This is a genomic window from Pseudomonas sp. Choline-02u-1, from assembly GCF_002836515.1.
GTDB lineage: Bacteria > Pseudomonadota > Gammaproteobacteria > Pseudomonadales > Pseudomonadaceae > Aquipseudomonas.
The window spans coordinates 1-23,609 of sequence record NZ_PJBC01000006.1 but is presented as its reverse complement, the minus strand read 5'-3'; the positions used below and the strand labels follow the sequence as shown (position 1 = coordinate 23,609).

At 60.3% G+C, this 23,609-nt stretch carries 19 protein-coding genes; 10 read left to right on the top strand and 9 right to left on the bottom strand.

Translation table 11 applies throughout. The features are described from left to right. Positions 1 to 126: 126 nt before the first annotated feature. Positions 127 to 945: a pyruvate, water dikinase regulatory protein gene (locus tag CXF97_RS06515; protein WP_016773826.1), complete on the top strand. Its 819-nt coding sequence runs from the start codon at positions 127 to 129 to the stop codon at positions 943 to 945. A 131-nt stretch (positions 946 to 1,076) separates the two neighbouring features. On the opposite strand, the gene prpD is transcribed toward CXF97_RS06515, so the two are convergent. The 6 genes from prpD to CXF97_RS06485 form a co-directional block, all read right to left on the bottom strand. After that, entirely contained in the window at positions 1,077 to 2,561 is a 1,485-nt protein-coding gene (prpD, locus tag CXF97_RS06510) for a 2-methylcitrate dehydratase (protein WP_101157399.1), read from the bottom strand. Positions 2,562 to 2,676: 115 nt separating this feature from the next. Beyond that, positions 2,677 to 3,867 carry a 2-methylaconitate cis-trans isomerase PrpF gene (gene prpF, locus CXF97_RS06505; protein WP_101157304.1) on the bottom strand — a complete coding sequence of 397 codons (1,191 nt, stop codon included), beginning with the start codon at positions 3,865 to 3,867 and terminating at the stop codon, positions 2,677 to 2,679. Positions 3,868 to 3,917: 50 nt separating this feature from the next. After that, positions 3,918 to 6,512, bottom strand: coding sequence for a Fe/S-dependent 2-methylisocitrate dehydratase AcnD (acnD, locus tag CXF97_RS06500; RefSeq protein ID WP_101157302.1), 2,595 nt, complete (start codon positions 6,510 to 6,512; stop codon positions 3,918 to 3,920). 191 nt (positions 6,513 to 6,703) lie between these two features. Continuing rightward, positions 6,704 to 7,831: a 2-methylcitrate synthase gene (prpC, locus tag CXF97_RS06495; protein ID WP_101157300.1), complete on the bottom strand. Its 1,128-nt coding sequence runs from the start codon at positions 7,829 to 7,831 to the stop codon at positions 6,704 to 6,706. A gap of 126 nt (positions 7,832 to 7,957) precedes the next feature. Further along, positions 7,958 to 8,848, bottom strand: coding sequence for a methylisocitrate lyase (gene prpB, locus CXF97_RS06490; RefSeq protein WP_101157299.1), 891 nt, complete (start codon positions 8,846 to 8,848; stop codon positions 7,958 to 7,960). Next, complete coding sequence (locus CXF97_RS06485; RefSeq protein ID WP_101157297.1) at positions 8,845 to 9,570, bottom strand: GntR family transcriptional regulator; 726 nt, start codon at positions 9,568 to 9,570, stop codon at positions 8,845 to 8,847. The genes prpB and CXF97_RS06485 overlap by 4 nt, the downstream gene beginning before the upstream one ends. 367 nt (positions 9,571 to 9,937) lie before the next feature. Here CXF97_RS06485 and CXF97_RS06480 point away from each other — a divergent pair, with 367 nt between their 5' ends. From CXF97_RS06480 to pabB, 4 genes are all read left to right on the top strand, one after another. Continuing rightward, a complete protein-coding gene (locus CXF97_RS06480; protein WP_101157295.1) occupies positions 9,938 to 10,474 on the top strand; it encodes an ATP-dependent zinc protease in 537 nt (178 codons plus the stop codon). A 5-nt stretch (positions 10,475 to 10,479) separates the two neighbouring features. Next, positions 10,480 to 12,015: an inactive transglutaminase family protein gene (locus CXF97_RS06475; protein WP_101157293.1), complete on the top strand. Its 1,536-nt coding sequence runs from the start codon at positions 10,480 to 10,482 to the stop codon at positions 12,013 to 12,015. Continuing rightward, complete coding sequence (locus CXF97_RS06470) at positions 12,015 to 13,001, top strand: alpha-L-glutamate ligase-like protein (protein WP_101157291.1); 987 nt, start codon at positions 12,015 to 12,017, stop codon at positions 12,999 to 13,001. Before CXF97_RS06475 ends, CXF97_RS06470 begins: the two co-directional genes overlap by 1 nt. Positions 13,002 to 13,214: 213 nt before the next feature. Then, a complete protein-coding gene (gene pabB / locus CXF97_RS06465) occupies positions 13,215 to 14,558 on the top strand; it encodes an aminodeoxychorismate synthase component I (protein WP_101157289.1) in 1,344 nt (447 codons plus the stop codon). A gap of 131 nt (positions 14,559 to 14,689) precedes the next feature. Here the strand turns inward: pabB and thrH are convergent, their stop codons facing one another. Beyond that, complete coding sequence (gene thrH / locus CXF97_RS06460; RefSeq protein WP_101157288.1) at positions 14,690 to 15,307, bottom strand: bifunctional phosphoserine phosphatase/homoserine phosphotransferase ThrH; 618 nt, start codon at positions 15,305 to 15,307, stop codon at positions 14,690 to 14,692. A gap of 163 nt (positions 15,308 to 15,470) precedes the next feature. Between thrH and CXF97_RS06455 the strand changes: the two genes are divergently transcribed. The 3 genes from CXF97_RS06455 to CXF97_RS06445 all read left to right on the top strand — a co-directional run bounded on the left by CXF97_RS06455 (position 15,471) and on the right by CXF97_RS06445 (position 19,038). Next, positions 15,471 to 16,211, top strand: coding sequence for a phosphoadenylyl-sulfate reductase (locus tag CXF97_RS06455; RefSeq protein ID WP_093103105.1), 741 nt, complete (start codon positions 15,471 to 15,473; stop codon positions 16,209 to 16,211). 506 nt (positions 16,212 to 16,717) lie between these two features. Further along, positions 16,718 to 18,256, top strand: coding sequence for an NCS1 family nucleobase:cation symporter-1 (locus tag CXF97_RS06450; RefSeq protein ID WP_101157286.1), 1,539 nt, complete (start codon positions 16,718 to 16,720; stop codon positions 18,254 to 18,256). A 53-nt stretch (positions 18,257 to 18,309) separates the two neighbouring features. Further along, the gene (locus CXF97_RS06445) at positions 18,310 to 19,038 is read left to right on the top strand and encodes an aspartate/glutamate racemase family protein (protein ID WP_101157284.1); all 729 of its coding nucleotides are present in this window, start codon (positions 18,310 to 18,312) and stop codon (positions 19,036 to 19,038) included. A 61-nt stretch (positions 19,039 to 19,099) separates the two neighbouring features. Here the strand turns inward: CXF97_RS06445 and CXF97_RS06440 are convergent, their stop codons facing one another. After that, complete coding sequence (locus CXF97_RS06440) at positions 19,100 to 20,023, bottom strand: LysR family transcriptional regulator (protein ID WP_101157397.1); 924 nt, start codon at positions 20,021 to 20,023, stop codon at positions 19,100 to 19,102. 125 nt (positions 20,024 to 20,148) lie between these two features. Here CXF97_RS06440 and CXF97_RS06435 point away from each other — a divergent pair, with 125 nt between their 5' ends. Continuing rightward, positions 20,149 to 20,895 (top strand): 3-oxoacyl-ACP reductase family protein, encoded by a 747-nt coding sequence (locus CXF97_RS06435; RefSeq protein ID WP_101157283.1) that lies wholly within the window; start codon positions 20,149 to 20,151, stop codon positions 20,893 to 20,895. A 60-nt stretch (positions 20,896 to 20,955) separates the two neighbouring features. Here the strand turns inward: CXF97_RS06435 and CXF97_RS06430 are convergent, their stop codons facing one another. Further along, entirely contained in the window at positions 20,956 to 21,651 is a 696-nt protein-coding gene (locus CXF97_RS06430; protein WP_101157281.1) for an HAD-IA family hydrolase, read from the bottom strand. Between the two features lie 248 nt (positions 21,652 to 21,899). On the opposite strand from CXF97_RS06430, the gene CXF97_RS06425 reads away from it, so the two are divergent. Continuing rightward, on the top strand, positions 21,900 to 23,609 hold a 1,710-nt coding region (locus CXF97_RS06425), incomplete at its 3' end, for a DUF6531 domain-containing protein (protein ID WP_256589715.1).

Here is a 23,609-nt window from a genome sequence, read left to right as displayed (position 1 = left end):
CGGGGGAGCCTTGGCCGGCTGTATGGCCTGGACCTGGAAAATAAGTGAGAATGCGGGCCAATCGCGGCCGACAAATCGCGCCTATCATATCCAAGAGCGTCAATTAACTTAAGGCCCCAGGTGCAAATGAAACGATCCGCTTTCTTCATCTCCGATGGCACCGGCATTACCGCCGAAACCCTGGGTCAAAGCCTGTTGGCGCAGTTCGAAAACATTACCTTCAGCAAGTTCACGCGGCCGTACATCGACAGCGTTGAAAAAGCGCGGGCCATGGTACAACAAATCAACAAAGCCGCTGAAACCGACGGCTTTCGGCCGATCATCTTCGACACCATCGTCAATCAGGACATTCGTGAGATTCTCGCAACGTCCAATGGTTTCATGATCGACATTTTCTCGACCTTCCTCGCCCCGCTCGAACAGGAGCTGACCGAGCATTCGTCGTACACCGTCGGCAAGTCGCATTCGATCGGGCACAACTCCAATTACATGGAGCGCATCGAGGCGGTGAACTTCGCCCTCGACAACGACGACGGCGCCCGCACTCACTATTACGACAAAGCCGATCTGATACTAGTCGGCGTGTCGCGATGCGGCAAAACGCCGACGTGTTTGTACATGGCCATGCAATTCGGCATCCGCGCGGCCAACTATCCGTTGACCGAAGACGACATGGAGCGCCTGACCCTGCCGACCGCCCTGCGCGCCCATCAGCACAAGTTGTTCGGCCTGACCATCGACCCCGACCGCCTCACCGCCATCCGCAACGAGCGCAAGCCCAACAGCCGCTATTCGAGCTATGCCCAGTGCGAGTTCGAAGTGCGCGAAGTGGAGAACCTGTTCCGCCGCGAGAACATTCCGCACATCAATTCCACGCATTTTTCCGTGGAAGAGATTTCGGCGAAGATCTTGGTGGAAAAAGGCGTCGAGCGGCGGTTCAAGTAGTCCGGCGCTGTTTGATCTGACGCCTTCGCGGGCAAGCCCGCTCCCACAGGTTCTGAAGGCGTTCACAATGTCTGTGTTCATCAATTCCCTGTGGGAGCGGGCTTGCCTGCGAAGAACGATAACGCGGTCGGTCAGATCACCAACAGGTCGATGAATCGATTCACCGCTGTGGCTTCCAGCCGCGCCTGATCCTCACAGAGCGCGAATATCTCAGCGCAACGCTGGCCGGCAAACCGCGTGGCCAGGTTGGCCTTGAACTTGTCTTCCAGCAACGGAATGCCTTCGGCGCGGCGACGGCGATGGCCGATCGGGTACTCCACCACGACGTTCTCGGTGCTGCTGCCGTCCTTGAAAAACACCTGCACGGCATTGGCAATCGAGCGTTTATCGGGCTCGAGGTATTCGCGGCTGAAACGCGGTTCTTCAACGATGACCATTTTCTCGCGCAACACGTCGATGATCGGATGCGCCTTGTGGAAATCGTCTTCGTACTGCTCGGCCACCAGATTGCCGAACGCCAGCGGCACAGCCGTCATGTATTGCAGGCAATGATCGCGGTCGGCGGCGTTAGCCAGCGGGCCAACCTTGGAAATGATGCGGATCGCCGACTCATGGGTGGTGATGACGATCCGGTCGATTTCATGCAGGCGATTACGCACCTGCGGATGCAAGGTCACCGCCGCCTCGCACGCCGTCTGCGCGTGGAATTCGGCAGGGAAGCTGATCTTGAACAGCACGTTTTCCATCACGTAACTGCCCAATGGCCGGGAAAAGCTGAAAGCGCGCTTGTCCTCGGGCTTGAGCGCCAGATCGTTGTTGGTGTGGCTGAACGACACGTCATAAAAGCCCCACTTTTTCGCGCTCAACACGCCGGGAATGCCCATCTCGCCGCGCATGGCGATATCAGCCAGACGCACGCCACGACTCGCCGCATCCCCCGCCGCCCAGGATTTGCGCGAACCGGCGTTGGGCGCATGGCGATACGTGCGCAGCGCCTGACCATCGGCAAAGGCATGCGACAGCGCTGACAGCAGTTGCTGGCGGTTGGCGCCCATGAATCTGGCGCTGACGGCAGTTGAAGCGACTTTCACCAGAATGACGTGATCGAGTCCTACGCGATTGAAGGAGTTTTCCAGAGCGATCACGCCTTGAATCTCATGGGCCATGATCATTGCTTCCAGCACATCGCGCAGGGTCAACGGCGTTTCACCGTTGGCGATGCGTTTCTGCGACAAGTGGTCGGCCACGGCGAGGATAGCGCCGAGGTTGTCCGACGGGTGGCCCCACTCGGCGGCGAGCCAGGTGTCGTTGTAATCGAGCCAGCGGACGATGCAGCCGATATCCCACGCGGCCTTGACCGGGTCGAGGCAATAAGGGGTGCCGGGAACCCGAGCGCCGAACGGCACCACCGTGCCCTCGACGATCGGGCCGAGGTGCTTCGTACATTCGGGGAAACGCAGCGCCAGCAAACCGCAGCCCAACGTGTCCATCAGGCAGTTGCGGGCGGTGTTCAGCGCTTCGCTGGATTCGGGCTTGAAGGTCAGGACGTAGTCGGCGATGTCCTGCAGGACTGCGTCGTAATCGGGGCGGTTGTTCAGGTCGACGTTGGCGCTCATGTTCGATTCACTCCTGTAGGAGCTGCCGAAGGCTGCGATCTTTTGATTCTGTTTTTTCGCGATCAAGATCAAAAGATCGCAGCCTTCGGCAGCTCCTACCTGGTTTTGTGTAATGTCAGAAAGAATCTCCGGGCACGCGCACGTAACCTTCCATGAGTACCCGTGCACTGCGGCTCATGATGGCTTTCTTCACCACCCACTCGCCATTCTCCAGCGTCGCCTCGGCGCCCACGCGCAATGTCCCCGACGGATGTCCGAAACGCACCGCATTGCGCTCGACGCCACCCGCAGCAAGATTGACCAGCGTGCCGGAAATCGCCGCTGCCGTACCAATCGCCACCGCCGCCGTGCCCATCATTGCGTGGTGCAGCTTGCCCATCGACAACGCCCGCACCAGCAGATCCACATCACCGGCGGCAATCGCTTTACCGCTCGACGCGACGTAATCCGCAGGCTTGGCCACAAACGCAACTTTTGGCGTGTGCTGACGTTTGGCAGCATCTTCCAGATTGGCGATCAGGCCCATGCGCACCGCGCCGTAGGCACGAATCGTCTCGAACATCAGCAGCGCTTTCGGGTCGCCATTGATCGCACCCTGCAGTTCGGTGCCGGTGTAACCGATGTCTTGGGCGTTGACGAAAATCGTTGGAATCCCGGCATTGATCATGGTCGCCTTGAACGTGCCGACACCCGGTACTTCCAGCTCATCAACCAGATTGCCGGTAGGGAACATCGAGCCACCCCCGCCCTCTTCTTCCGCCGCCGGATCCATGAATTCGACCTGCACTTCGGCCGCCGGAAAGGTCACGCCGTCGAGTTCGAAATCACCGGTTTCCTGCACTTCGCCGTTGGTGATCGGCACATGGGCGATGATGGTCTTGCCGATGTTGGCCTGCCACACGCGCACCACCGCCACGCCGTTGTTCGGAATGCGGCTGGCATCGACCAGACCGTTGCTGATGGCGAACGAACCGACCGCCGCCGAGAGGTTGCCGCAGTTGCCGCTCCAGTCGACGAACGGCTTGTCGATGGACACTTGGCCGAACAGGTAATCGACGTCGTGATCGGCGCGGGTGCTTTTCGACAGGATCACGGTTTTGCTGGTGCTCGACGTCGCGCCCCCCATGCCGTCGATTTGCTTGTCATACGGATCGGGGCTGCCGATGACCCGCAGCAGCAATGCGTCGCGAGCGGGGCCAGGCACCTGCGCTGCTTCGGGCAGGTCGGTGAGGCTGAAAAACACGCCTTTGCTGGTGCCGCCGCGCATATAGGTGGCAGGGATTTTGATCTGTGGTGCGTGAGCCATGATTGCTCCTTCAAAGCGGCCAAAAACTCATCTCTGGCCGCTGAACCGATTTAAACAGCCACCGCCGACCCTTCAAGGAAGTCCTGAGCGAAGCGCTGCAATACGCCGCCGGCTTCGTAGATCGACACTTCTTCAGCGGTATCGAGACGACAGGTCACCGGCACTTCGATACGCTCTCCATTCTTGCGGTTGATCACTAGCGTCAGGTCCGCGCGCGGTTTGCGCTCGCCGATCACGTCATAGGTTTCGCTGCCATCAATGGCCAGTGTGTGGCGGTTGGTGCCGGGTTTGAACTCCAGCGGCAACACGCCCATGCCCACCAGGTTGGTGCGATGGATGCGCTCGAAGCCTTCGGCGGCAATCGCCTCGACACCGGCCAGCCGCACGCCTTTCGCCGCCCAGTCGCGGGACGAACCCTGACCGTAATCGGCGCCGGCAATGATGATCAGCGGCTGCTTGCGTTCCATATAGGTTTCGATGGCCTCCCACATGCGCATCACTTTGCCTTCCGGCTCGACGCGGGCCAGCGAACCCTGTTTGACCTGGCCGTTTTCCACGACCATTTCATTGAACAGTTTCGGGTTGGCAAACGTTGCGCGCTGCGCGGTCAGGTGGTCGCCACGGTGGGTGGCGTAGGAGTTGAAGTCCTCTTCAGGCAGGCCCATTTTCGCCAGGTATTCGCCGGCGGCGCTGTCGAGCATGATCGCGTTCGACGGCGACAGGTGATCGGTGGTGATGTTGTCCGGCAGCACCGCCAGCGGGCGCATGCCCTTGAGCGGACGGGCGCCAGCCAGCGCACCTTCCCAGTACGGCGGACGTCGGATGTAGGTGCTCATCTCGCGCCAGTCGTACAACGGCGCGACTTTCGGCCCGGTATCTTCATGCACGGCGAACATCGGAATGTAGACCTGACGGAACTGCTCAGGCTTGACCGAAGACTTCACCACCGCATCGATTTCTTCGTCGCTCGGCCAGATGTCTTTCAGGCGGATTTCCTTGCCATCGACCACGCCCAGCACGTCTTTCTCGATATCGAAACGGATGGTCCCGGCGATGGCATAAGCGACCACAAGCGGCGGCGAAGCGAGGAATGCCTGCTTGGCGTAGGGGTGAATACGACCGTCGAAGTTGCGGTTGCCGGAAAGCACGGCGGTCGCATACAGATCACGGTCGATGATCTCTTGCTGGATGACCGGGTCGAGGGCGCCGGACATGCCGTTGCAAGTGGTGCAAGCGAACGCCACAACGCCAAAGCCGAGCTGCTCCAATTCAGTGGTCAGCCCCGCTTCGTCGAGGTACAGCGCCACGGTTTTCGAGCCAGGCGCCAGCGACGATTTCACCCACGGCTTGCGCGTCAGGCCAAGCTTGTTGGCATTGCGCGCCAAGAGACCTGCAGCGATGACGTTGCGCGGGTTGCTGGTGTTGGTGCAACTGGTGATGGCGGCAATGATCACCGCGCCGTCAGGCATTTGCCCCGGCACGTCATCCCACTGCCCGGAAATGCCTTTGGCGGCCAGATCCGATACCGCAACGCGGGCGTGCGGATTGCTCGGGCCGGCCATGTTGCGCACCACCGAAGACAGGTCGAAGGTCAGGCCGCGCTCGTATTGCGCACCTTTCAGGCTGTCGGCCCACAGGCCGGTGAGCTTGGCGTACTGCTCGACCAATTGAACCTGCTGATCTTCACGACCGGTCAGTTTCAGGTAATCGATGGTCTGCTGATCGATGTAGAACATCGCCGCCGTAGCCCCGTACTCCGGAGCCATGTTGGAGATGGTCGCACGGTCGCCGAGGGTCAGCGCCGCGGCGCCTTCGCCGAAGAACTCCAGCCAGGCGCCAACAACTTTCTGCTTGCGCAGGTATTCGGTCAGCGCCAGGACCATGTCGGTGGCGGTGATGCCCGGTTGCAGCTTGCCGGTCAGTTCGACGCCGACGCTTTCCGGCAGGCGCATCCACGACGCGCGGCCGAGCATCACGCTCTCGGCTTCGAGGCCGCCGACGCCGATGGCGATCACGCCCAGCGCATCGACGTGCGGGGTGTGGCTGTCGGTGCCGACGCAGGTGTCGGGGAAGGCCACGCCTTCGCGCACCTGAATCACCGGCGACATTTTCTCCAGGTTGATCTGGTGCATGATGCCGTTGCCCGGCGGGATCACGTCGACGTTCTTGAAGGCCTTCTTGGTCCAGTTGATGAAGTGGAAACGGTCTTCGTTGCGGCGGTCTTCGATGGCGCGGTTCTTTTCGAACGCCTGAGCATCGAAACCGCCCGCCTCGACGGCCAGCGAGTGGTCCACGATCAGTTGCGTCGGCACTACCGGGTTGACTTGAGCCGGGTCGCCGCCCTGCAAAGCGATGGCGTCACGCAGGCCGGCGAGGTCGACCAGCGCGGTCTGGCCGAGGATGTCATGGCAAACCACCCGCGCCGGGAACCACGGGAAATCCAGATCGCGCTTGCGTTCGATCAGTTGCTTGAGCGAATCGGTCAGCGTGGCCGGGTCGCAGCGCCGCACGAGGTTTTCCGCCAGCACGCGGGAGGTATACGGCAGGGTGTCGTAGCTGCCGGGCGCAATCGCCTCGACCGCCGCGCGAGTGTCGAAGTAGTCCAGCGGCGTGCCGGGCAGGTTCTTGCGCAATTCTGTGTTCATCGGGTCAGGACTCGGGTCACGGTGATTACAAGTGATGGGCGTTACACCGACCTTAAGGGTCACACCGCCCCTTGTAGGAGCTGCCGAAGGCTGCGATCTTTTGATCTTGCTTCTGGAAAATCAAAGTCAAAAGATCGCAGCCTTCGGCAGCTCCTACATGGGTCTGCGTGTACTCGGGTCAGCTCACCATTTCAGCGACGTTCGATTGGCACGAACTTGCGCTGTTCGACGCCGGTGTACTCGGCGCTTGGGCGGATGATGCGGTTGTTGGCGCGTTGTTCGAACACGTGCGCGGCCCAGCCGGTCAGGCGCGAGCAGACGAAGATCGGTGTGAACAGCTTGGTCGGGATGCCCATGAAGTGATACGCCGAGGCATGGTAGAAGTCGGCGTTGGGGAACAGCTTTTTCTGCTCCCACATGGTCTTGTCGATGGCCTCGGAAACCGGGAACAGCACCGTGTCGCCGACCTCGTCAGCGAGTTTTTTCGACCAGCCCTTGATCACCTCGTTGCGCGGGTCGCTGTCCTTATAGATCGCGTGGCCGAAGCCCATGATCTTGTCCTTGCGCTCGAGCATGCCGAGGGTGCCTTTGACCGCCTCTTCCGGCGATGAAAAGCGCTCGATCATTTCCATCGCCGCTTCGTTGGCGCCGCCGTGCAACGGACCGCGCAGCGAACCGATCGCCGCCGTTACGCAGGAGTACAAATCGGACAGAGTCGAGGCACAAACGCGTGCCGTGAACGTCGAGGCATTGAATTCGTGTTCGGCGTAAAGGATCAGCGACACGTTCATGACTTTGACGTGCAGCTCGCTCGGTTTCTTGCCGTGCAGCAAATGCAGGAAGTGGCCGCCAATGGTCGGTTCGTCGCTGACGCAGTCGATGCGTTTGCCGTCGTGGCTGAAGCGATACCAGTAGCACATGATCGCCGGGAACGCGGCGAGCAGACGATCGGTCTTGTCACGCTGCTCGGAGAAGTCTTTTTCCGGCTCGATGTTGCCGAGGAACGAGCAACCGGTGCGCATCACGTCCATCGGATGCGCGTCGGCCGGAATGCGTTCGAGCACTTCTTTAAGCGGTTGCGGCAGATCGCGTAGCGTGCTCAATTTTTGCTGGTAATCGGCGAGCTGCGCCTGGGTCGGCAGTTCGCCGTACAGCAGCAGATAGGCGACTTCTTCAAATTGCGCGTCGGCGGCCAGTTCACGCACGTCGTAGCCGCGATAGGTCAGCCCGGCACCGGCCTGGCCCACGGTGGACAGTGCGGTTTGCCCGGCGACCTGACCCCGGAGCCCGGCGCCACTGAGTACTTTTGCTTCGGCCATTGTTGCCTCCAATCTTGAATTTGTTAGGGAGTGCGGCAAAAAGATCGCAGCCTCGTTGCACTCGTCAGCTCCTACAGGGGAATGCGGTTCATGTAGAAGCTGCCGCAGGCTGCGATCTCTTGATCTTCATTTTTTCGCAGCAAACAACGCATCGAGCTTCTGTTCGAACGTGTGGTAGTCGATACGATCGTAGAGCTCCATGCGAGTCTGCATGGTGTCGATGACATTCTGTTGCGTGCCGTCGCGGCGGATCGCGGTGTAGACGTTTTCCGCAGCCTTGTTCATCGCGCGGAACGCCGACAACGGGTACAGCACCAGCGACACATCGGCAGCGGCCAGTTGCTCGGTGGTGTACAGCGGCGTTGCGCCGAATTCGGTGATATTGGCCAGGATCGGCGCTTTCACGCGGTTGGCGAACAGCTTGTACATGTCCAGCTCGGTAATGGCTTCGGGGAAAATCATGTCGGCACCGGCCTCGATGCACGCGGCGGCGCGATCCAGTGCCGATTCCAGCCCTTCGACTGCCAGCGCATCGGTGCGCGCCATGATCACGAAGCTGTCGTCGGTGCGTGCATCGACGGCGGCTTTGATGCGATCGACCATTTCCTGCTGGCTGACGATTTCTTTATTGGGGCGATGGCCGCAGCGCTTGGCGCCGACCTGATCCTCGATGTGGATCGCCGCCGCGCCGAACTTGATCATCGATTTGACAGTGCGCGCGACGTTGAACGCCGAGGAACCGAAACCGGTATCCACATCGACCAGCAGCGGCAGATCGCAGACGTCGGTGATGCGGCGCACATCGGTCAGCACGTCATCCAGACCGGTGATCCCCAGGTCCGGCACGCCGAGCGAGCCTGCGGCCACGCCGCCACCGGACAGGTAGATCGCCTTGAAACCGGCGCGCTTGGCCAGTAGCGCGTGGTTGGCGTTGATCGCGCCGACCACTTGCAAAGGATGCTCGCTGGCGACCGCATCGCGGAAGCGCTGGCCCGGCGTGTTCAGGTTGGAAGTCATGCATCACCTCGTTCAGTGGCTGTCTGGTTGTGGGCGCCGTCCTCGTAGTGACGGGCGATGTTGCGTTTCGAGGCGCCGATGTGGCGGCGCATCAACAGTTCTGCGAGCTCGCCGTCACGGTCGGCGATGGCATCGAGAATGCGGTGGTGTTCGGCAAAGGCCTGGTGCGGGCGATTGGGCGTAGTGGAAAACTGGATGCGATACATGCGCACCAGTTGATAGAGCTCGCCGCAGAGCATCTGCGTCAGTGTGCGATTGCCGCTGCCCTGGATGATTCGGTAGTGGAAGTCGAAATCGCCTTCCTGCTGGTAGTAACCGACGCCTGCCTGAAACGCCGCATCGCGCTCATGGGTTTCCAGGACCCGGCGCAACTCGTCGATCTCCGCGACGCTCATGCGCTCGGCGGCGAGGCGGCAGGCCATGCCTTCAAGGGATTCACGGATTTCGTAGAGTTCGATCAATTCGGCATGGCTGAGCGACACCACCCGCGCACCGACATGCGGTACACGCACCAGCAGGCGCTGGCCTTCCAGACGATGGATCGCCTCTCGCAGCGGACCGCGGCTGATGCCATAGGTACGCGCCAGTTCCGGCTCGGAGATCTTGCTGCCCGGGGCGATCTCGCCTTTGACGATAGCGGCCTGGATGCGCCGGAAGACATTTTCCGACAGCGTCTCGGAATCGTCGCCGCTGATGACCGGGGAATCGAGCTGATCCAGCATGATTGTCGACACCTTCAAATCCAATGCCGCAAAAACTAGCCAATAAGACCGCATCAGTCAAAGGATAAATAGGTATTGTCGACAATCGTCTAATAACCTAAAAAAGATCGTCCGATCGCGGCCCGAGCCTCCGACAGCTCCTACAGGAGGTATGCAAATCCCTTGCAGGAGCTGCCGAAGGCTGCGATCTCTTGCTTTTTGCTGGCCGCCCCAAGCGCTGGCGCCATAAAACCACCGTGCTAGAATGCCGCCCGCATTTGCGGGTCTTTGTACGGCTTGCCATAAAAAGCTGATAAGCACACGCGGGGGCTTGCGCACGGTTGTGCGGGCACCTGAACCGATAACGGAACGCTGCGCACCAGGATTTATGAGACTCAAGCCTTTCCCCACCTTTTTTGCTCTGTTTTGCCTGCCCGGCCTCGCCGCCGCGGGGGAAAAAACCGTGTACGGCCTCAACGAATACGCTTCGCTTGACGGCATCAATCTCGAAGTCGCGGCCAAACTGGACACCGGGGCGAAGACCGCCTCGCTGAGCGCTCGCGACATCAAACGCTTCAAACGCAACGGTGAGTCCTGGGTACGTTTCTACCTGGCGATCGACGCCGCGCATTCGCACCCCATCGAACGGCCGCTGGCGCGGGTCAGCAAGATCAAGCGCCGCGCCGGCGACTACGACCCGGAAGAAGGCAAGCAGTACACCGCCCGTCCGGTGATCGAGCTGGATATCTGCATGGGTTCGGCATTGCGCAGCATCGAAGTGAACCTCACCGACCGAAGTGCGTTCCAATATCCGCTCTTGATCGGCTCCGAGGCGCTGAAACGCTTCGACGCGCTGGTCGACCCCAGTCTTAAATACGCTGCCGGCAAACCTGCCTGCACCATCGCCGCTCATACCGCCGGGTAATTTCCATGCGTTCTCTAACCTTCCACCTGAAAATCCTGATCGCCGTGCTGGTGCTGCTGGGCGTTTCGGTTACGGCCTATCAGATTTTCGTGCTCGGCATTCCGGTGACCGAAGACGCCACCGACGACCTCTGGAACATCGACGCCAAAGTCGAATTCGTCGCCAGCACCAAGGATCCGGTGAAGATCCAGATGTTCGTGCCGCCGTTGAGCCGCGATTACGTCAGCCTCAACGAAAGCTTTATCTCCAATAACTATGGCGTCGCGGTCAATCGCGTCGACGGCAACCGCAAGGTGACCTGGTCGGCCCGCCGCGCTAAGGGCAACCAGACGTTGTATTACCGTCTGGTGCTGACCAAGCGCTACACCGCAGAAAAATCCAAGGTCAAAGGCCCGACCTTCCGCGACAGCATGGTCATCGAAGGCCCGGAGAAGATCGCCGCCGAAGCCCTGCTCGCGCCGATCCGCCAACACTCGGCTGACGTCGAAACCTTTATTGGCGAGGCGATCAAACGGGTCAACAACCTCAACGACGACAACGTGAAATTGCTGCTGGCCGGCGACCCGTCGACTGCGCACAAAGCCAAGATCGTCGAATTGCTGCTGTCCATCGCCCACGTGCCGGTAGAAAAAGTCCACACCATCCGCCTCGTCGCCGATCAGCCACAGACACCCGAGCTGTGGCTGCGCAGTTTCAACGGCAACGACTGGCTGTATTTCAATCCGGAAACCGGTGAACAAGGCCTGCCGACCGACCGCCTGCTGTGGTGGACCGGCGACGAAAACCTGATCACCGTCGACGGCGGCAAGAAAGCCAATGTGACTTTCAGCCTGAACAACAGCGAGATGAACGCAATTCGTCTGGCCAAGCTGACCGACGAAAACACTGATGCCAACTTCCTCGATTACTCGCTGTACGGCCTGCCGCTGCAGACCCAGCAGACCTTCATGATCATGGTGATGATCCCGATCGGCGTGCTGGTAATCCTGATCCTGCGCAACCTGATCGGCCTGCAGACGCTGGGCACGTTCACTCCGGTGCTGATTGCCCTCGCCTTCCGCGAAACGCAGTTGGGCTTCGGCATTCTGCTGTTTACCGTGATTACCGCACTGGGGCTGTCACTGCGCTCGTATCTCGAACATCTGAAATTGCAGATGCTGCCGCGTCTTTCGGTGGTGCTGACGTTTGTCGTGGTATTGATTGCAGCGATCAGTCTGTTCAGCCACAAGCTTGGCCTTGAGCGTGGTCTTTCGGTGGCGCTGTTCCCGATGGTGATTCTGACCATGACCATCGAACGCCTGTCGATCACCTGGGAAGAGCGCGGCGCCAACCACGCGCTTAAAGTCGCGATCGGTACCCTGTTCGCCGCCTCCCTGGCGCACCTGATCATGACCGTGCCAGAGCTGGTGTACTTCGTCTTCACCTTCCCGGCAATCCTGCTGATTCTGGTCGGCTTCATGCTGGCAATGGGTCGCTATCGCGGCTACCGCCTGACCGAGCTGGTGCGTTTCAAGGCTTTCCTGAAGAAGGCTGACGCCTGATGTTCGGTTTCTGGAAGACCTGGAAGGCCCTGGAGGCGCGCGGCATCATGGGCATCAACCGCCGCAACGCGGACTACGTGCTCAAGTACAACAAGCGCAGCCTGTACCCGATCGTCGATGACAAGATCCTCACCAAGGAACGCGCCATCGCCGCCGGCATCCACGTGCCAGAGCTGTACGGGGTGATCTCGACCGAGAAGGAAATCGACAAGCTCGACGAGATCATCGGAGGGCGCAACGATTTTGTGATCAAACCGGCGCAGGGGGCCGGCGGTGACGGCATCATCGTCATCGCCGACCGCTTCGAGGGTCGCTATCGCACGGTGTCGGGCAAGATCGTCGCCCATGAAGAGCTCGAGCATCACATCTCGAGCATCCTCACCGGCCTGTACTCGCTGGGCGGCCACCGTGACCGCGCACTGATCGAATACCGCGTGACCCCGGACCAGATCTTCAAGAGCATCAGCTACGAGGGCGTGCCGGACATCCGCATCATCGTGCTGATGGGTTACCCGGTGATGGCAATGCTGCGGCTGCCGACACGCCAGTCCGGCGGCAAGGCCAACCTGCACCAGGGCGCCATCGGCGTCGGTGTCGATCTGGCCACAGGCCTGACCCTGCGCGGCACCTGGCTGAACAACATCATCACCAAACACCCCGACACCACCAACGCCGTGGATGGCGTGCAACTGCCCTACTGGGACGGTTTCATGAAACTTGCCGCTGGCTGCTATGAGCTGTGCGGGCTGGGTTATATCGGCGTGGACATGGTGCTCGACCAGGAAAAAGGCCCGCTGATTCTCGAGCTCAATGCGCGGCCGGGGCTGAATATCCAGATCGCCAACGATTGCGGCCTGACCTTGCGTACCCATGCGGTTGAAGCGCGGCTGGAAGAGCTGAAGGCGCGGGGCGTTAAGGAATCGGTTGAAGAGCGGGTGGCGTTTACCCAGGAAATGTTTGGGCATATTCCTGCGGTCGAGGGCTGATCCGAAACCGAGTCGCGGCGTTCGCGAGCAAGCCCGCTCCCACTTTGGAATGCACTTCCCTGTGGGAGCGGGCTTGCTCGCGAAGGCGGACTTCCTGCCAACACAAGCCTCAACCCTGCCGCCAATCTGCCAATCCCCGACATAGCCTCTAGGAGCAAGTCCCGCAGAGGACTACAATCCCCACCCCGCCTCAACGGCCGATCTGCCCCGCCCATGTTGACCTGCTCCGTACACCCTCTGCCCTACCGCGCCAATCCCGCCGTCTATTTCGCGGCCATTCGCAATGCCCCGGGAGCCGTGCTGCTCGACAGTGGCCGGCCGAGCGCCGAACGCGGCCGTTATGACTTGCTCAGCGCCTGGCCGCTGGAACAACTGGCGGTGTTGCCGGACGAAAGCGGTGCGCATTTCCTGCAGCGCCTGCGCGACAACCTCAGCCGCTTGGGCGAAGCGCAATTGCCGGTCGAATACGAATTACCCTTCGCCGGCGGACTGATCGGCTATTTGAGCTACGACTTCGGCCGGCATCTGGAACATCTGCCGAGTCAGGCGCGGGATGATCTGCAACTGCCCGATGCGCGTTTTGGCCTGTACGACTGGGCGCTGATCAGCGATCACCGCGCGCAAACCAGCCAATTGGTCTTTCATCCTTCGCTTGCTGACAGTGAACGGCAGCGACTGGTCGCGCTGTTCACTCAGCCTCAAATTGCCGCGCTGGCGCCCTTCAAACTGAACGCCCCGATGGCCGCTGATCTCTCGGCCGACGATTATCGTCAGGCCTTCGAACGCATTCAGGAATACATCCAGGCCGGCGACTGTTATCAGGTCAATTTCGCGCAACGCTTTCGCGCTGAATGCCAGGGCGATCCATGGCTGGCTTACTGCAAATTGCGCGAGGCCTGCCCGACGCCGTTCTCCGGTTTCCAGAGCCTGCCCGACGGCGGCGCGGTGTTGAGCCTGTCGCCGGAACGTTTCGTCAAAGTCAGCCAGCGTCAGGTCGAAACCCGTCCGATCAAGGGCACCCGCCCCCGTGGCCTGACGCCAGCCCAAGACGCAGCCAATGCCGCCGAACTGCTGGCCAGCCCCAAGGACCGCGCGGAAAACCTGATGATCGTTGACCTGCTGCGCAACGACCTCGGGCGCACCTGCCGCATCGGCTCGGTGCGGGTGCCGGAATTGTTCAGTCTGGAGAGTTATCCCAATGTTCATCACCTGGTCAGCAGCGTGACCGGTGAACTGGCGCCGGATCGTGATGCGCTGGACCTGATCGCCGGCAGTTTCCCCGGCGGCTCGATTACTGGCGCACCGAAAATCCGGGCGATGCAGATCATTGATGAGCTGGAGCCGACCCGGCGCGGTTTGTATTGCGGATCGTTGCTGTACCTGGACGTGCGCGGTGAGATGGACAGTTCCATCGCCATTCGCAGTCTGTTGGTCAAGGATGGACAGGTGTGCTGCTGGGGCGGCGGCGGGATCGTCGCCGATTCGGACTGGCAGGCGGAGTATCAGGAATCGATGACCAAAGTCAGAATCCTCCTCGAAACCCTGCAAAACCTCTGAGGAATGATCGTTCCCACGCGCAGCAAAGGAATGCGGCCCGGGACGCTCCGCGTCCCATCCAAAGCCGAACGCGGAGCGTCCGTTGAGGCATTCCCACGCAGAGCGTGGGAACGATCATCAGGTAGCCAGGCTTACAGGCTGAGATCGCGGTTTGAGGCTTTGAGAAATTCCTGCTTCAGCTCGGCAAAGGTGTGCACCGCCGGGAACTGCGGAAACTCGCGAATCACATTGTCCGGCGCATGGAACAGAATCCCGGCATCCGCCTCACCCAACATGCTCGTGTCGTTGTACGAATCCCCCGCCGCAATCACCCGGTAATACAGGCTCTTGAACGCCAGCACCGACTGGCGCTTCGGGTCTTTTTGACGCAACTGATAGCTGGTCACGCGCCCGCTCTCGTCAGTAATCAAGCGATGACAAAGCAGCGTCGGAAAGCCCAGCTGGCGCATCAGCGGCTGCGAAAATTCATAAAAGGTGTCCGAGAGAATCACTACCTGAAAGCGCTCGCGCAGCCAGTTGACGAACTCGACCGCGCCATCCAGCGGTTTCAGCGTGGCGATCACTTCCTGAATGTCCGAAAGCTTGAGGCCGTGCTCATCGAGGATGCGCAGACGCTGCTTCATCAAGACGTCGTAATCGGGAATGTCCCGGGTGGTGGCCTTGAGGGAGTCGATTCCGGTTTTTTCGGCAAAGGCGATCCAGATTTCCGGTACCAGCACCCCTTCAAGATCCAGGCAAGCAATTTCCACAAGACACTCCCGTTTGTAGTGATTATTGAGTCGAGCGAGGCCGAACTCTAGCGTCTGCATCTGAGGTGCGCAACGCAGAGGGCGCCCCGAGCGTGGCAGCTTTTTGTTACCATCGGCCCCCTATAGAGCGCCCGAGCGCCACTGACCTGTAGGAAGCCGCCTGATGAGCCCAACGTTCGATGTCGTGGAACTCGCCACGACCTATGCCAACAAATCCGCGCAAGACATTCTCAAACTCGCCTTCGCCGAGTTCGGCGATGAGCTGTGGATATCTTTCAGCGGCGCCGAGGATGTGGTGCTGGTGGACATGGCCTGGAAGCTCAACAAGAACGTCAAAGTATTCAGTCTCGATACCGGCCGCCTGCACCCGGAAACCTATCGCTTCATCGAGCAGGTACGCGAGCATTACAAGATCGACATCGAAATTGTCTCGCCGGACCACGCGAAACTTGAACCGTTCGTCAAGGAAAAAGGCCTGTTCAGCTTCTACCGCGACGGCCACGGCGAATGCTGTGGTATCCGCAAGATCGAACCGCTGCGGCGCAAACTCGCCGGCGTCAAAGCCTGGGCCACCGGCCAGCGCCGCGACCAGAGCCCGGGTACCCGCAGCGCGGTAGCGGTGCTGGAAATCGACACCGCCTTCTCGACCCCGGAACGCACCCTGTACAAGTTCAACCCGTTGGCGCAGATGACCAGCGAAGAGATCTGGGGTTACATCCGCATGCTTGAGTTGCCGTACAACAGCCTGCACGAGCGCGGTTTCATCAGCATCGGCTGCGAACCCTGCACCCGCCCGGTGCTGCCAAACCAGCACGAGCGCGAAGGTCGCTGGTGGTGGGAAGAAGCCACGCAGAAAGAATGCGGGCTGCATGCCGGAAACATCATCAGCAAGAGCAAGGCTTGATTTACGGGTGATGTAAATACCTGTGGGAGCAAACTTGCTCCCACAGGGGGCATCTGCCCGGCCCATCAATGTGTACACAGGAATGTCACCATTGGTGCCATTTATGTGTGCATTTACGTTTTTACGCCCTGAAAAGTTACATTCCCCTCCAGAGTCGCCTACGGCTCGCAACTGCGCAAAATCTCCTCGATAAAAATATTCCTGTCCGACTGATCAATTTATATCGCCAGTTTTTCAGCCACTTATGGCACGTCGATAACTATTCGAAATGAGCCTGGGTGCTGATAGACCGGCAACTGGCATAGATCTGGCTTTATCGCATACATGTTTTGTATACAAAAATGCAAAACATGCACACTTTCGATCCGCAAGCCTGAAGCGCCCTATCCCGTACAGGCTGCAGATGCCCCGTAACCAGTGATGTCTTCACCGCCGCGACGAAGATTTGTCGAGCCTGAGTGCTCATGCACAGTCATCGCGGCGTTGAACGTCAGGAGCCTGCCGGAATGCGTACAAGTCTTTCGAATAACATCACGCTGAATCTGCCCTCCTCCACGCTTGATCAACCGTTGCCCGATGCCGGACTGAGCGAGCCGCTGCAACTGAGCCCGCGTCTGCACAACAGCGATCTGGCGCCGACCAAAGCCGAGGGCCGGCGCTGGGGTCAGTACAGCATCTTCGCCCTGTGGACGAATGACGTGCACAACATCGCCAACTACTCGTTCGCCATCGGTCTGTATGCATTGGGCCTGGGCGGCTGGCAGATTCTGTTGTCGCTGGGGATTGGCGCAGCACTGGTGTATTTCTTCATGAACCTGTCCGGGTACATGGGGCAGAAAACAGGGGTGCCGTTTCCGGTGATCAGCCGGATCAGTTTCGGCATCCACGGTGCGCAAATTCCTGCATTGATCAGGGCGGTTATCGCCATCGCCTGGTTCGGTATTCAGACGTACCTCGCCTCGGTGGTATTGCGCGTTTTGCTCACCGCTGTGCATCCCGGCTTCGCCGATTACGATCACAACTCGATTCTGGGCCTGTCGAGCCTGGGCTGGGTGTGCTTCGTGGCGATCTGGCTGGTGCAACTGGCGATCCTCGCCTACGGCATGGAAATGGTGCGCCGTTACGAGGCATTTGCCGGGCCGGTGATTCTGCTGACCGTCGCCGCCCTCGCCGGGTGGATGTATTTCCAGGCCAACGCGACCATCGCCTGGTCGATCCGCGAGCCGCTGACCGGCGCCGAGATGTGGCGCAATATTTTTGCCGGCGGCGCGTTATGGCTGGCAATTTACGGCACGCTGATTCTCAACTTCTGCGACTTCGCTCGTTCTTCGCCGTGCCGCAAGACCATCAAGGTGGGAAACTTCTGGGGCTTGCCGGTGAATATTCTGGTATTCGCCGCGATTACCGTGCTGCTCTGCGGCGCGCAGTTTCAAATCAACGGGCGAATCATCGAAAGCCCGACCGAGATCATTGCCTCTATCCCCAACACCTTCTTTCTGGTGCTCGGCTGCCTGGCCTTTCTGATCGTCACCGTCGCGGTGAACATCATGGCCAACTTCGTCGCCCCGGCCTTCGTGCTGAGCAACCTGGCGCCGAAATACCTGACGTTCCGCCGCGCCGGGCTGATCAGCGCGACCATCGCTGTGCTGATCCTGCCGTGGAATCTCTACAACAGTCCGCTGGTGATCGTGTACTTCCTCTCAGGACTCGGCGCCCTGCTCGGCCCACTGTACGGGGTGATCATGGTCGACTACTGGCTGATCCGCAAAGGCCGGATCAACGTGCCGCAGCTCTACAGCGAAGACCCCAACGGCGCTTACTACTACAGCTGCGGTATCAATTTCCGCGCCGTGGCGGCGTTTATTCCTGCAGCGCTGATCGCCATCGTCCTGGCGCTGGTGCCCGGTTTCCACAGCGTTTCGCCGTTCTCCTGGCTGATCGGCGCCGGTATCGCCGGCATGCTTTACCTGATCATCGCCAAACGCCAAGCGCATTACGCTGAAGTCAGCGGCGAATGCATCGCTGTGGATAACGTCAGCCATTAATCCCTTCGCGGCCCGGTTTCGGGCCGCACCACTGCCCGCAATAAGGATTTTCCATGCGTATTCTCGTGGTCAACGTCAACACCACCGAATCCATCACCGACGCCATCGCCCGCTCGGCGCAGACCGTCGCTTCGCCCGGTACGGAAATCGTCGGCCTGACGCCGTACTTCGGCGCCGAATCGATTGAAGGCAATTTCGAAAGCTACCTCGCCGCCATCGCCGTGATGGACCGGGTGATGGCTTACGATCAACCGTTCGATGCGGTAATCCAGGCCGGTTACGGCGAGCATGGTCGTGAAGGGTTACAGGAACTGCTCAACGTGCCGGTGGTGGACATCACTGACGCGGCGGCCAGCACCGCCATGTTTCTCGGCCATGCCTACTCGGTGGTGACCACGCTGGATCGCACCGTGCCGCTGATCGAGGATCGGCTGAAACTATCGGGCCTGTGGGATCGCTGTGCCTCGGTGCGCGCCAGTGGTCTGGCGGTTCTGGAACTGGAACATGAACCGCAGCGCGCGCTGGAGGCGATCGTGCATCAGGCCGAACTGGCTGTGACCCAGGACAAGGCCGAGGTGATTTGCCTGGGCTGCGGCGGGATGGCCGGGCTGGACGAGCAGATTCGCCGGCGCACGGGTGTGCCGGTAGTGGACGGTGTGACGGCGGCGGTGACGATTGCCGAATCACTGGTGCGCTTGAAGTTGTCGACGTCCAAGGTGCGCACGTATGCAACGCCACGGCCGAAGAACATCATTGGCTGGGCGCAGCGCTTTGCTCGATAGACCAGGTTATCGTTCATCGCGGGCAAGCCCGCGATGGCCGCAACTCGGTCTCGACTATCAATCAGACGGCACTAAACCGGCGCCCAAGCCCTTGCTCAGCAAACTGCTCAATCACAAAATCCACAAACGCCCGCGTCTTGCCGGGCAACAATTTGTGCTCGGCGTAATAGATCGAAATGTTGCCGTCATCGACAAACCAGTCCGGCAGCACCCGCTGCAACGTTCCCGCCTCCAAATAACCCACCGCAAACGGCATGCTCACCAGCGCAATGCCCAACCCTTGCGCCGCCGTTGCACAAGCCGCCTCTGAATCGCTCATGGTCATCCGCGCTCGCAGCATCAGCGGGCTGTGTTGCTGATCGCGGTGGGTGAGTTGCCACGAACGCACACGTCCGGTCTGCGGCGAGCGAATCAAAATGCCGTCGTGCAGCTTGAGGTCATCGGGATGGCTGATCGGCGCATGTTTGTGCAAGTAATCCTGCGATGCCACCAATACCCGATGCGCCGGCGTCAGTCTGCGCGCAACCACACCTTGTGGCAGTTCAAAGCCGCCGCCAATCGCGGCATCGAAACCCTGCCCGATCAGGTCGACCTGACGGTTATCGAAATGCCAGTCCGGGTTGATTGCCGGATAACGCCGCAAGAACTCACCCAGCAGCGGCACGATATACAGACGGCCGAACACCGTACCCATGCTGACTTTCAGCGTGCCGGCCGGCTGCCCTCCGGCACTGGCCAGATTGGCCACGGCATTCTGGATGGTGGTCAGGCTGGCGCTGACCTCACTTAAAAACAACTGACCCGCTTCGGTCAGCGTCAGCCGGCGTGTACTACGCTGGAACAGCCGCACGCCGAGCCGCGCTTCCAGCTTCGCCACGCTTTTGCCAACCGCCGCCGGGGTCAGACTCAAGCGCCGTGCGGCCTCGGCAAAGCTGCCGACTTCGGCGCTGCGCACAAAGCATTCGATACTGCTGAACGTTTCCATGATCGCCACTATAAACTTCTGGTTTACACAGACTATAGCAATCAGGGTCTACACGGTGGTCGATACGACGCCGATACTCGGCACCAACAGCAAGGCATTTCGCCTTGAACATTTGGAGATCGAACATGACCACTCAACACCTCAGCGGCAAAGTCGCTCTGATTCAAGGCGGTTCGCGCGGCATCGGCGCAGCCATCGTCAACCGCCTGGCTGCTGAAGGCGCTGCTGTTGCCTTCACTTACGTCAGCTCCGCCGGCAAGGCCGAAGAACTGCAAAACAGCATCACTGCCAACGGCGGCAAAGCCCTGGCGATCAAGGCTGACAGCGCCGATGCCGACGCCATCCGCCACGCCGTCAGCGCCACGGTCGAAGCCTTTGGCCGCCTCGACATTCTGGTCAACAACGCCGGCGTGCTGGCCATCGCGCCACTGGAAGACTTCAGTCTGGAAGATTTCGATCGGACGCTGGCCATCAACGTGCGCAGCGTATTCATCGCCTCGCAGGAAGCAGCGAAGCACATGGGCGAAGGCGCGCGAATCATCAACATCGGTAGCACCAACGCCGACCGCATGCCCTTCGGCGGTGGCGGCGTCTACGCGATGAGCAAATCAGCGCTGGTCGGCCTGACCAAAGGTCTGGCCCGCGACCTCGGCCCACGGGGCATCACCATCAACAACGTGCAACCTGGCCCGGTCGACACCGATATGAACCCGGCCCACGGCGACTTCGCCGACAGCCTTATCCCGTTGATGGCCGTGGGTCGTTACGGCACCGCCGATGAAATCGCCAGCTTAGTCGCCTACCTGGCCGGGCCGGAAGCCGGTTACATCACCGGTGCCAGCCTGACCATCGATGGTGGTTTCGGCGCCTGACAGACCTGCAAAAAAACGCCGCCCTTCTTTATAGCAAGGGCGGCCTTTGCGATTTAGCGCTCAAGTAAATTCCAGCGTCGGCAGGCCAAAAACGCTCGGCCTGAAGTCTTTCAGCGAGCGGATAATGCCGTCAGCGTGGGCATATTTTTCATCGGCCATCGCCGCGTCAGGAATGGCGATTGCCGTCATGCCTGCGGCTTTCGCCGCAGTGACGCCAAACGGCGAATCCTCAAACACCAGACAATCCTTGGGCGCGACGCCCAGACGTCGGGCCGCTGTAAGGAAGATATCCGGTGCCGGTTTGGCCGCGCCAACTTCCGGATCATCTGCCGTGACGATAAAGTCGAACAGCACGAACCAGTCACGGTGCAACGTGGTTTTCTGCCCGAACGACTGGCGCGACGAACTGGTGCCGACCGCAATCGGAATGTCATGCGCCTTGAGATGCCGCACCAGCGCTTCGGCACCCGGCATCGCCTGCGCCTTGGGGAACCGCTCACGCATCAGCGGTTCGCGGATCTCAAGGAACTCTTCCGGGCTGATCGGTAACTTCAGCGCCTGCACCACGTAATTGGCCAGGTCATTGGCACCGCGACCAATGATGTTCTGCTTGACGCTCCAGTCGAAGGTTTTCCCGTAGCGCCCGGCAATCAGCGAGGTGACCTCGGTGTAAATGCCCTCAGTGTCGAGCAGCAAACCGTCCATATCGAAAATCACGGCCTTGATCGGGCCGAACGTCTTCAGCGGTGCATTCATCATCGGATCCGTTAACAAAGACATCCCGGGCGACAGGCAACGTGCCGCAGCGCGGATCTGATTAATGGGTTCAGCAGCATAGCGAGGCCGATGGACATTGAGCAACGGGCAATCCGATCGACGCGCCTGACCCCTCTCGCGCATTTAGCGAAACCTCCTACAGACAGCGCCTATTTCCCCGACTTCTTTCTTCTTTGATCCCCCTCAAAGTCCGCGCTCCGTTTTTTCATATGCGCGAGCGACTGCGAATGTTTCAACCCGATCGGCTATTGGCCCTGAACAACAGCATCGGACTGCTGGTTGTGGCCGCTCTGAATCCCAAGCAGCCAGATTTTGAAGCGCTGATTGATGAGTTCCGCCTTTGCCTGAACAACTACGACGTCTGGGCCGAGCAATTCTGGACCGGGACGGCGCTGGACATCGAGCAGGTGTTCAAGGTTGGCAATGACGTGCAACTAAGCGCGCCGATCAACTCGCGCGCACCTGTCAGTACATCGGTGGTCATGTGTCAGGCCAACGGTCCGCTGACGCTGGTGCATCTGTTCGAAGCTGCGCGCTTCGTGCCAATCGGCAACACCCCCGTGACCCTCGAACCGGTGCTGAGCGACGTCGACGGCGTACTGACCTTGGGCGAACCACTGCGCCATACGATCGGCCCGAGCGGAATTCTGCAAGTGACCGACTGCGAACGGGGCCAGCGCTATCGCATCACCTTCTTTCCCGATGTTTCCAGCGCCCATGTGCGCGCGCTATATGCCTCTTATGAAAGCGTCATCGCCGGCCTGGAAACCTGGCTGCGCGCCGAGTGGACAGGCTTTGAGCCGCAGTGGACGGAGTTTTCCAGCGCCGGTTTTCTTGATCGTTACGGGCAGTTGCAACGGGCCGACTGGCGCGGTCTGGAAAAAGCCCTGAACGGGGTTTGGGACGACATCCAGCAACTGTTTGCTCTCCTCGCCGATCTGCAGGAGCACAGCGAAAAACTTCTCGAATATCTGAGCGAGGTCGAACTTGAGGCGCTGCTTGCGGCTTCAAACGAGGCGATTGCCAACGCCTTGTTGATGCTCAGCGACGAGCCGTTGTTGTTCATTCATCTGGCCGCGTTCACCAGTTGGCTGAAAATGCTGCCGCCGCAATACCTCGCCGAGGTGGTGGCCGAAGTTCGCACCGAGTTGCTCATCAGTTTTCTGTTGATGCGCGTGGCAGGCGGTGCCGGCGTATCGCTGCGCCTGAGCAGCAAGGTGCTGGCGAAGATCAAGTCGCCGCGGGCGCGGGAGTGGCTGGCCGCGTCAGCCTTGCGACTGGCTGAACTCACTTCAACGCCGGAACTCAAGCAGCACGCGAGTACGTTGAAGCCGCTTATGTTGCATGCCCGCGAAGTTGCGCTGAAGCCGACACCTTCGATTCCGCTGAACATTCGCCAGGCAGACGCGTTGGTGTTGAGCGTGCCGAATCCGGCGTCACTCGCGCGGGAAAAATCCCAAAGCAAGGCGCGCCTTGAGCGTCACGAGCCCCACGACGACGTCCCCGACCAGTCAAAAAACCCCAACGGCGACCCCGCCGACTGCGTACCCAAAACTTGCAAAAACGGCTGTCCGGTGTCGATGGTCACCGGCGAAGAACTGCTGACGCTCACCGATGCGGTGCTCGACGGCGTGTTGCCCTTTGAGTTCACCCGCTTGTATCGCAGCAGCGCCGTCGAAATCGACATCGGCCTGGGTTTCGGCTGGAGCCATACGCTGGCGCATCGGCTCGCCTTCGACGGCGATGGCGTGATCTGGATCGACCACGAGAACCGCCGCACGCGCTTTCCCCTGCCCGATGTCGCGCGCCCGGCGATTCACAACAGCCTGTCGCGGGCGGCGATTTTTCTCGGCGATGAGCCGGAAGAACTGATTCTCGCGCTGGCCGGGGAAAATGCGCGGTTCTATCACTTTCGCGCCGGCCGGCTGACGGCGATT

What these genes read in the sequence shown, in the direction of transcription:
- acnD (WP_101157302.1), bottom strand. Translation starts at nt 6,512, where the DNA reads ATGAACACAGAATTGCGCAAGAACCTGCCCGGCACGCCGCTGGACTAC.
- prpC (WP_101157300.1), bottom strand. Translation starts at nt 7,831, where the DNA reads ATGGCCGAAGCAAAAGTACTCAGTGGCGCCGGGCTCCGGGGTCAGGTC.
- CXF97_RS06445 (WP_101157284.1), top strand. Translation starts at nt 18,310, where the DNA reads ATGCGTATTCTCGTGGTCAACGTCAACACCACCGAATCCATCACCGAC.
- CXF97_RS06440 (WP_101157397.1), bottom strand. Translation starts at nt 20,023, where the DNA reads ATGGAAACGTTCAGCAGTATCGAATGCTTTGTGCGCAGCGCCGAAGTC.
- CXF97_RS06485 (WP_101157297.1), bottom strand. Translation starts at nt 9,570, where the DNA reads ATGCTGGATCAGCTCGATTCCCCGGTCATCAGCGGCGACGATTCCGAG.
- CXF97_RS06470 (WP_101157291.1), top strand. Translation starts at nt 12,015, where the DNA reads ATGTTCGGTTTCTGGAAGACCTGGAAGGCCCTGGAGGCGCGCGGCATC.
- prpD (WP_101157399.1), bottom strand. Translation starts at nt 2,561, where the DNA reads ATGAGCGCCAACGTCGACCTGAACAACCGCCCCGATTACGACGCAGTC.
- pabB (WP_101157289.1), top strand. Translation starts at nt 13,215, where the DNA reads ATGTTGACCTGCTCCGTACACCCTCTGCCCTACCGCGCCAATCCCGCC.
- CXF97_RS06475 (WP_101157293.1), top strand. Translation starts at nt 10,480, where the DNA reads ATGCGTTCTCTAACCTTCCACCTGAAAATCCTGATCGCCGTGCTGGTG.
- CXF97_RS06435 (WP_101157283.1), top strand. Translation starts at nt 20,149, where the DNA reads ATGACCACTCAACACCTCAGCGGCAAAGTCGCTCTGATTCAAGGCGGT.
- CXF97_RS06515 (WP_016773826.1), top strand. Translation starts at nt 127, where the DNA reads ATGAAACGATCCGCTTTCTTCATCTCCGATGGCACCGGCATTACCGCC.
- prpB (WP_101157299.1), bottom strand. Translation starts at nt 8,848, where the DNA reads ATGACTTCCAACCTGAACACGCCGGGCCAGCGCTTCCGCGATGCGGTC.
- prpF (WP_101157304.1), bottom strand. Translation starts at nt 3,867, where the DNA reads ATGGCTCACGCACCACAGATCAAAATCCCTGCCACCTATATGCGCGGC.
- CXF97_RS06430 (WP_101157281.1), bottom strand. Translation starts at nt 21,651, where the DNA reads ATGAATGCACCGCTGAAGACGTTCGGCCCGATCAAGGCCGTGATTTTC.
- CXF97_RS06480 (WP_101157295.1), top strand. Translation starts at nt 9,938, where the DNA reads ATGAGACTCAAGCCTTTCCCCACCTTTTTTGCTCTGTTTTGCCTGCCC.
- CXF97_RS06450 (WP_101157286.1), top strand. Translation starts at nt 16,718, where the DNA reads ATGCGTACAAGTCTTTCGAATAACATCACGCTGAATCTGCCCTCCTCC.
- CXF97_RS06455 (WP_093103105.1), top strand. Translation starts at nt 15,471, where the DNA reads ATGAGCCCAACGTTCGATGTCGTGGAACTCGCCACGACCTATGCCAAC.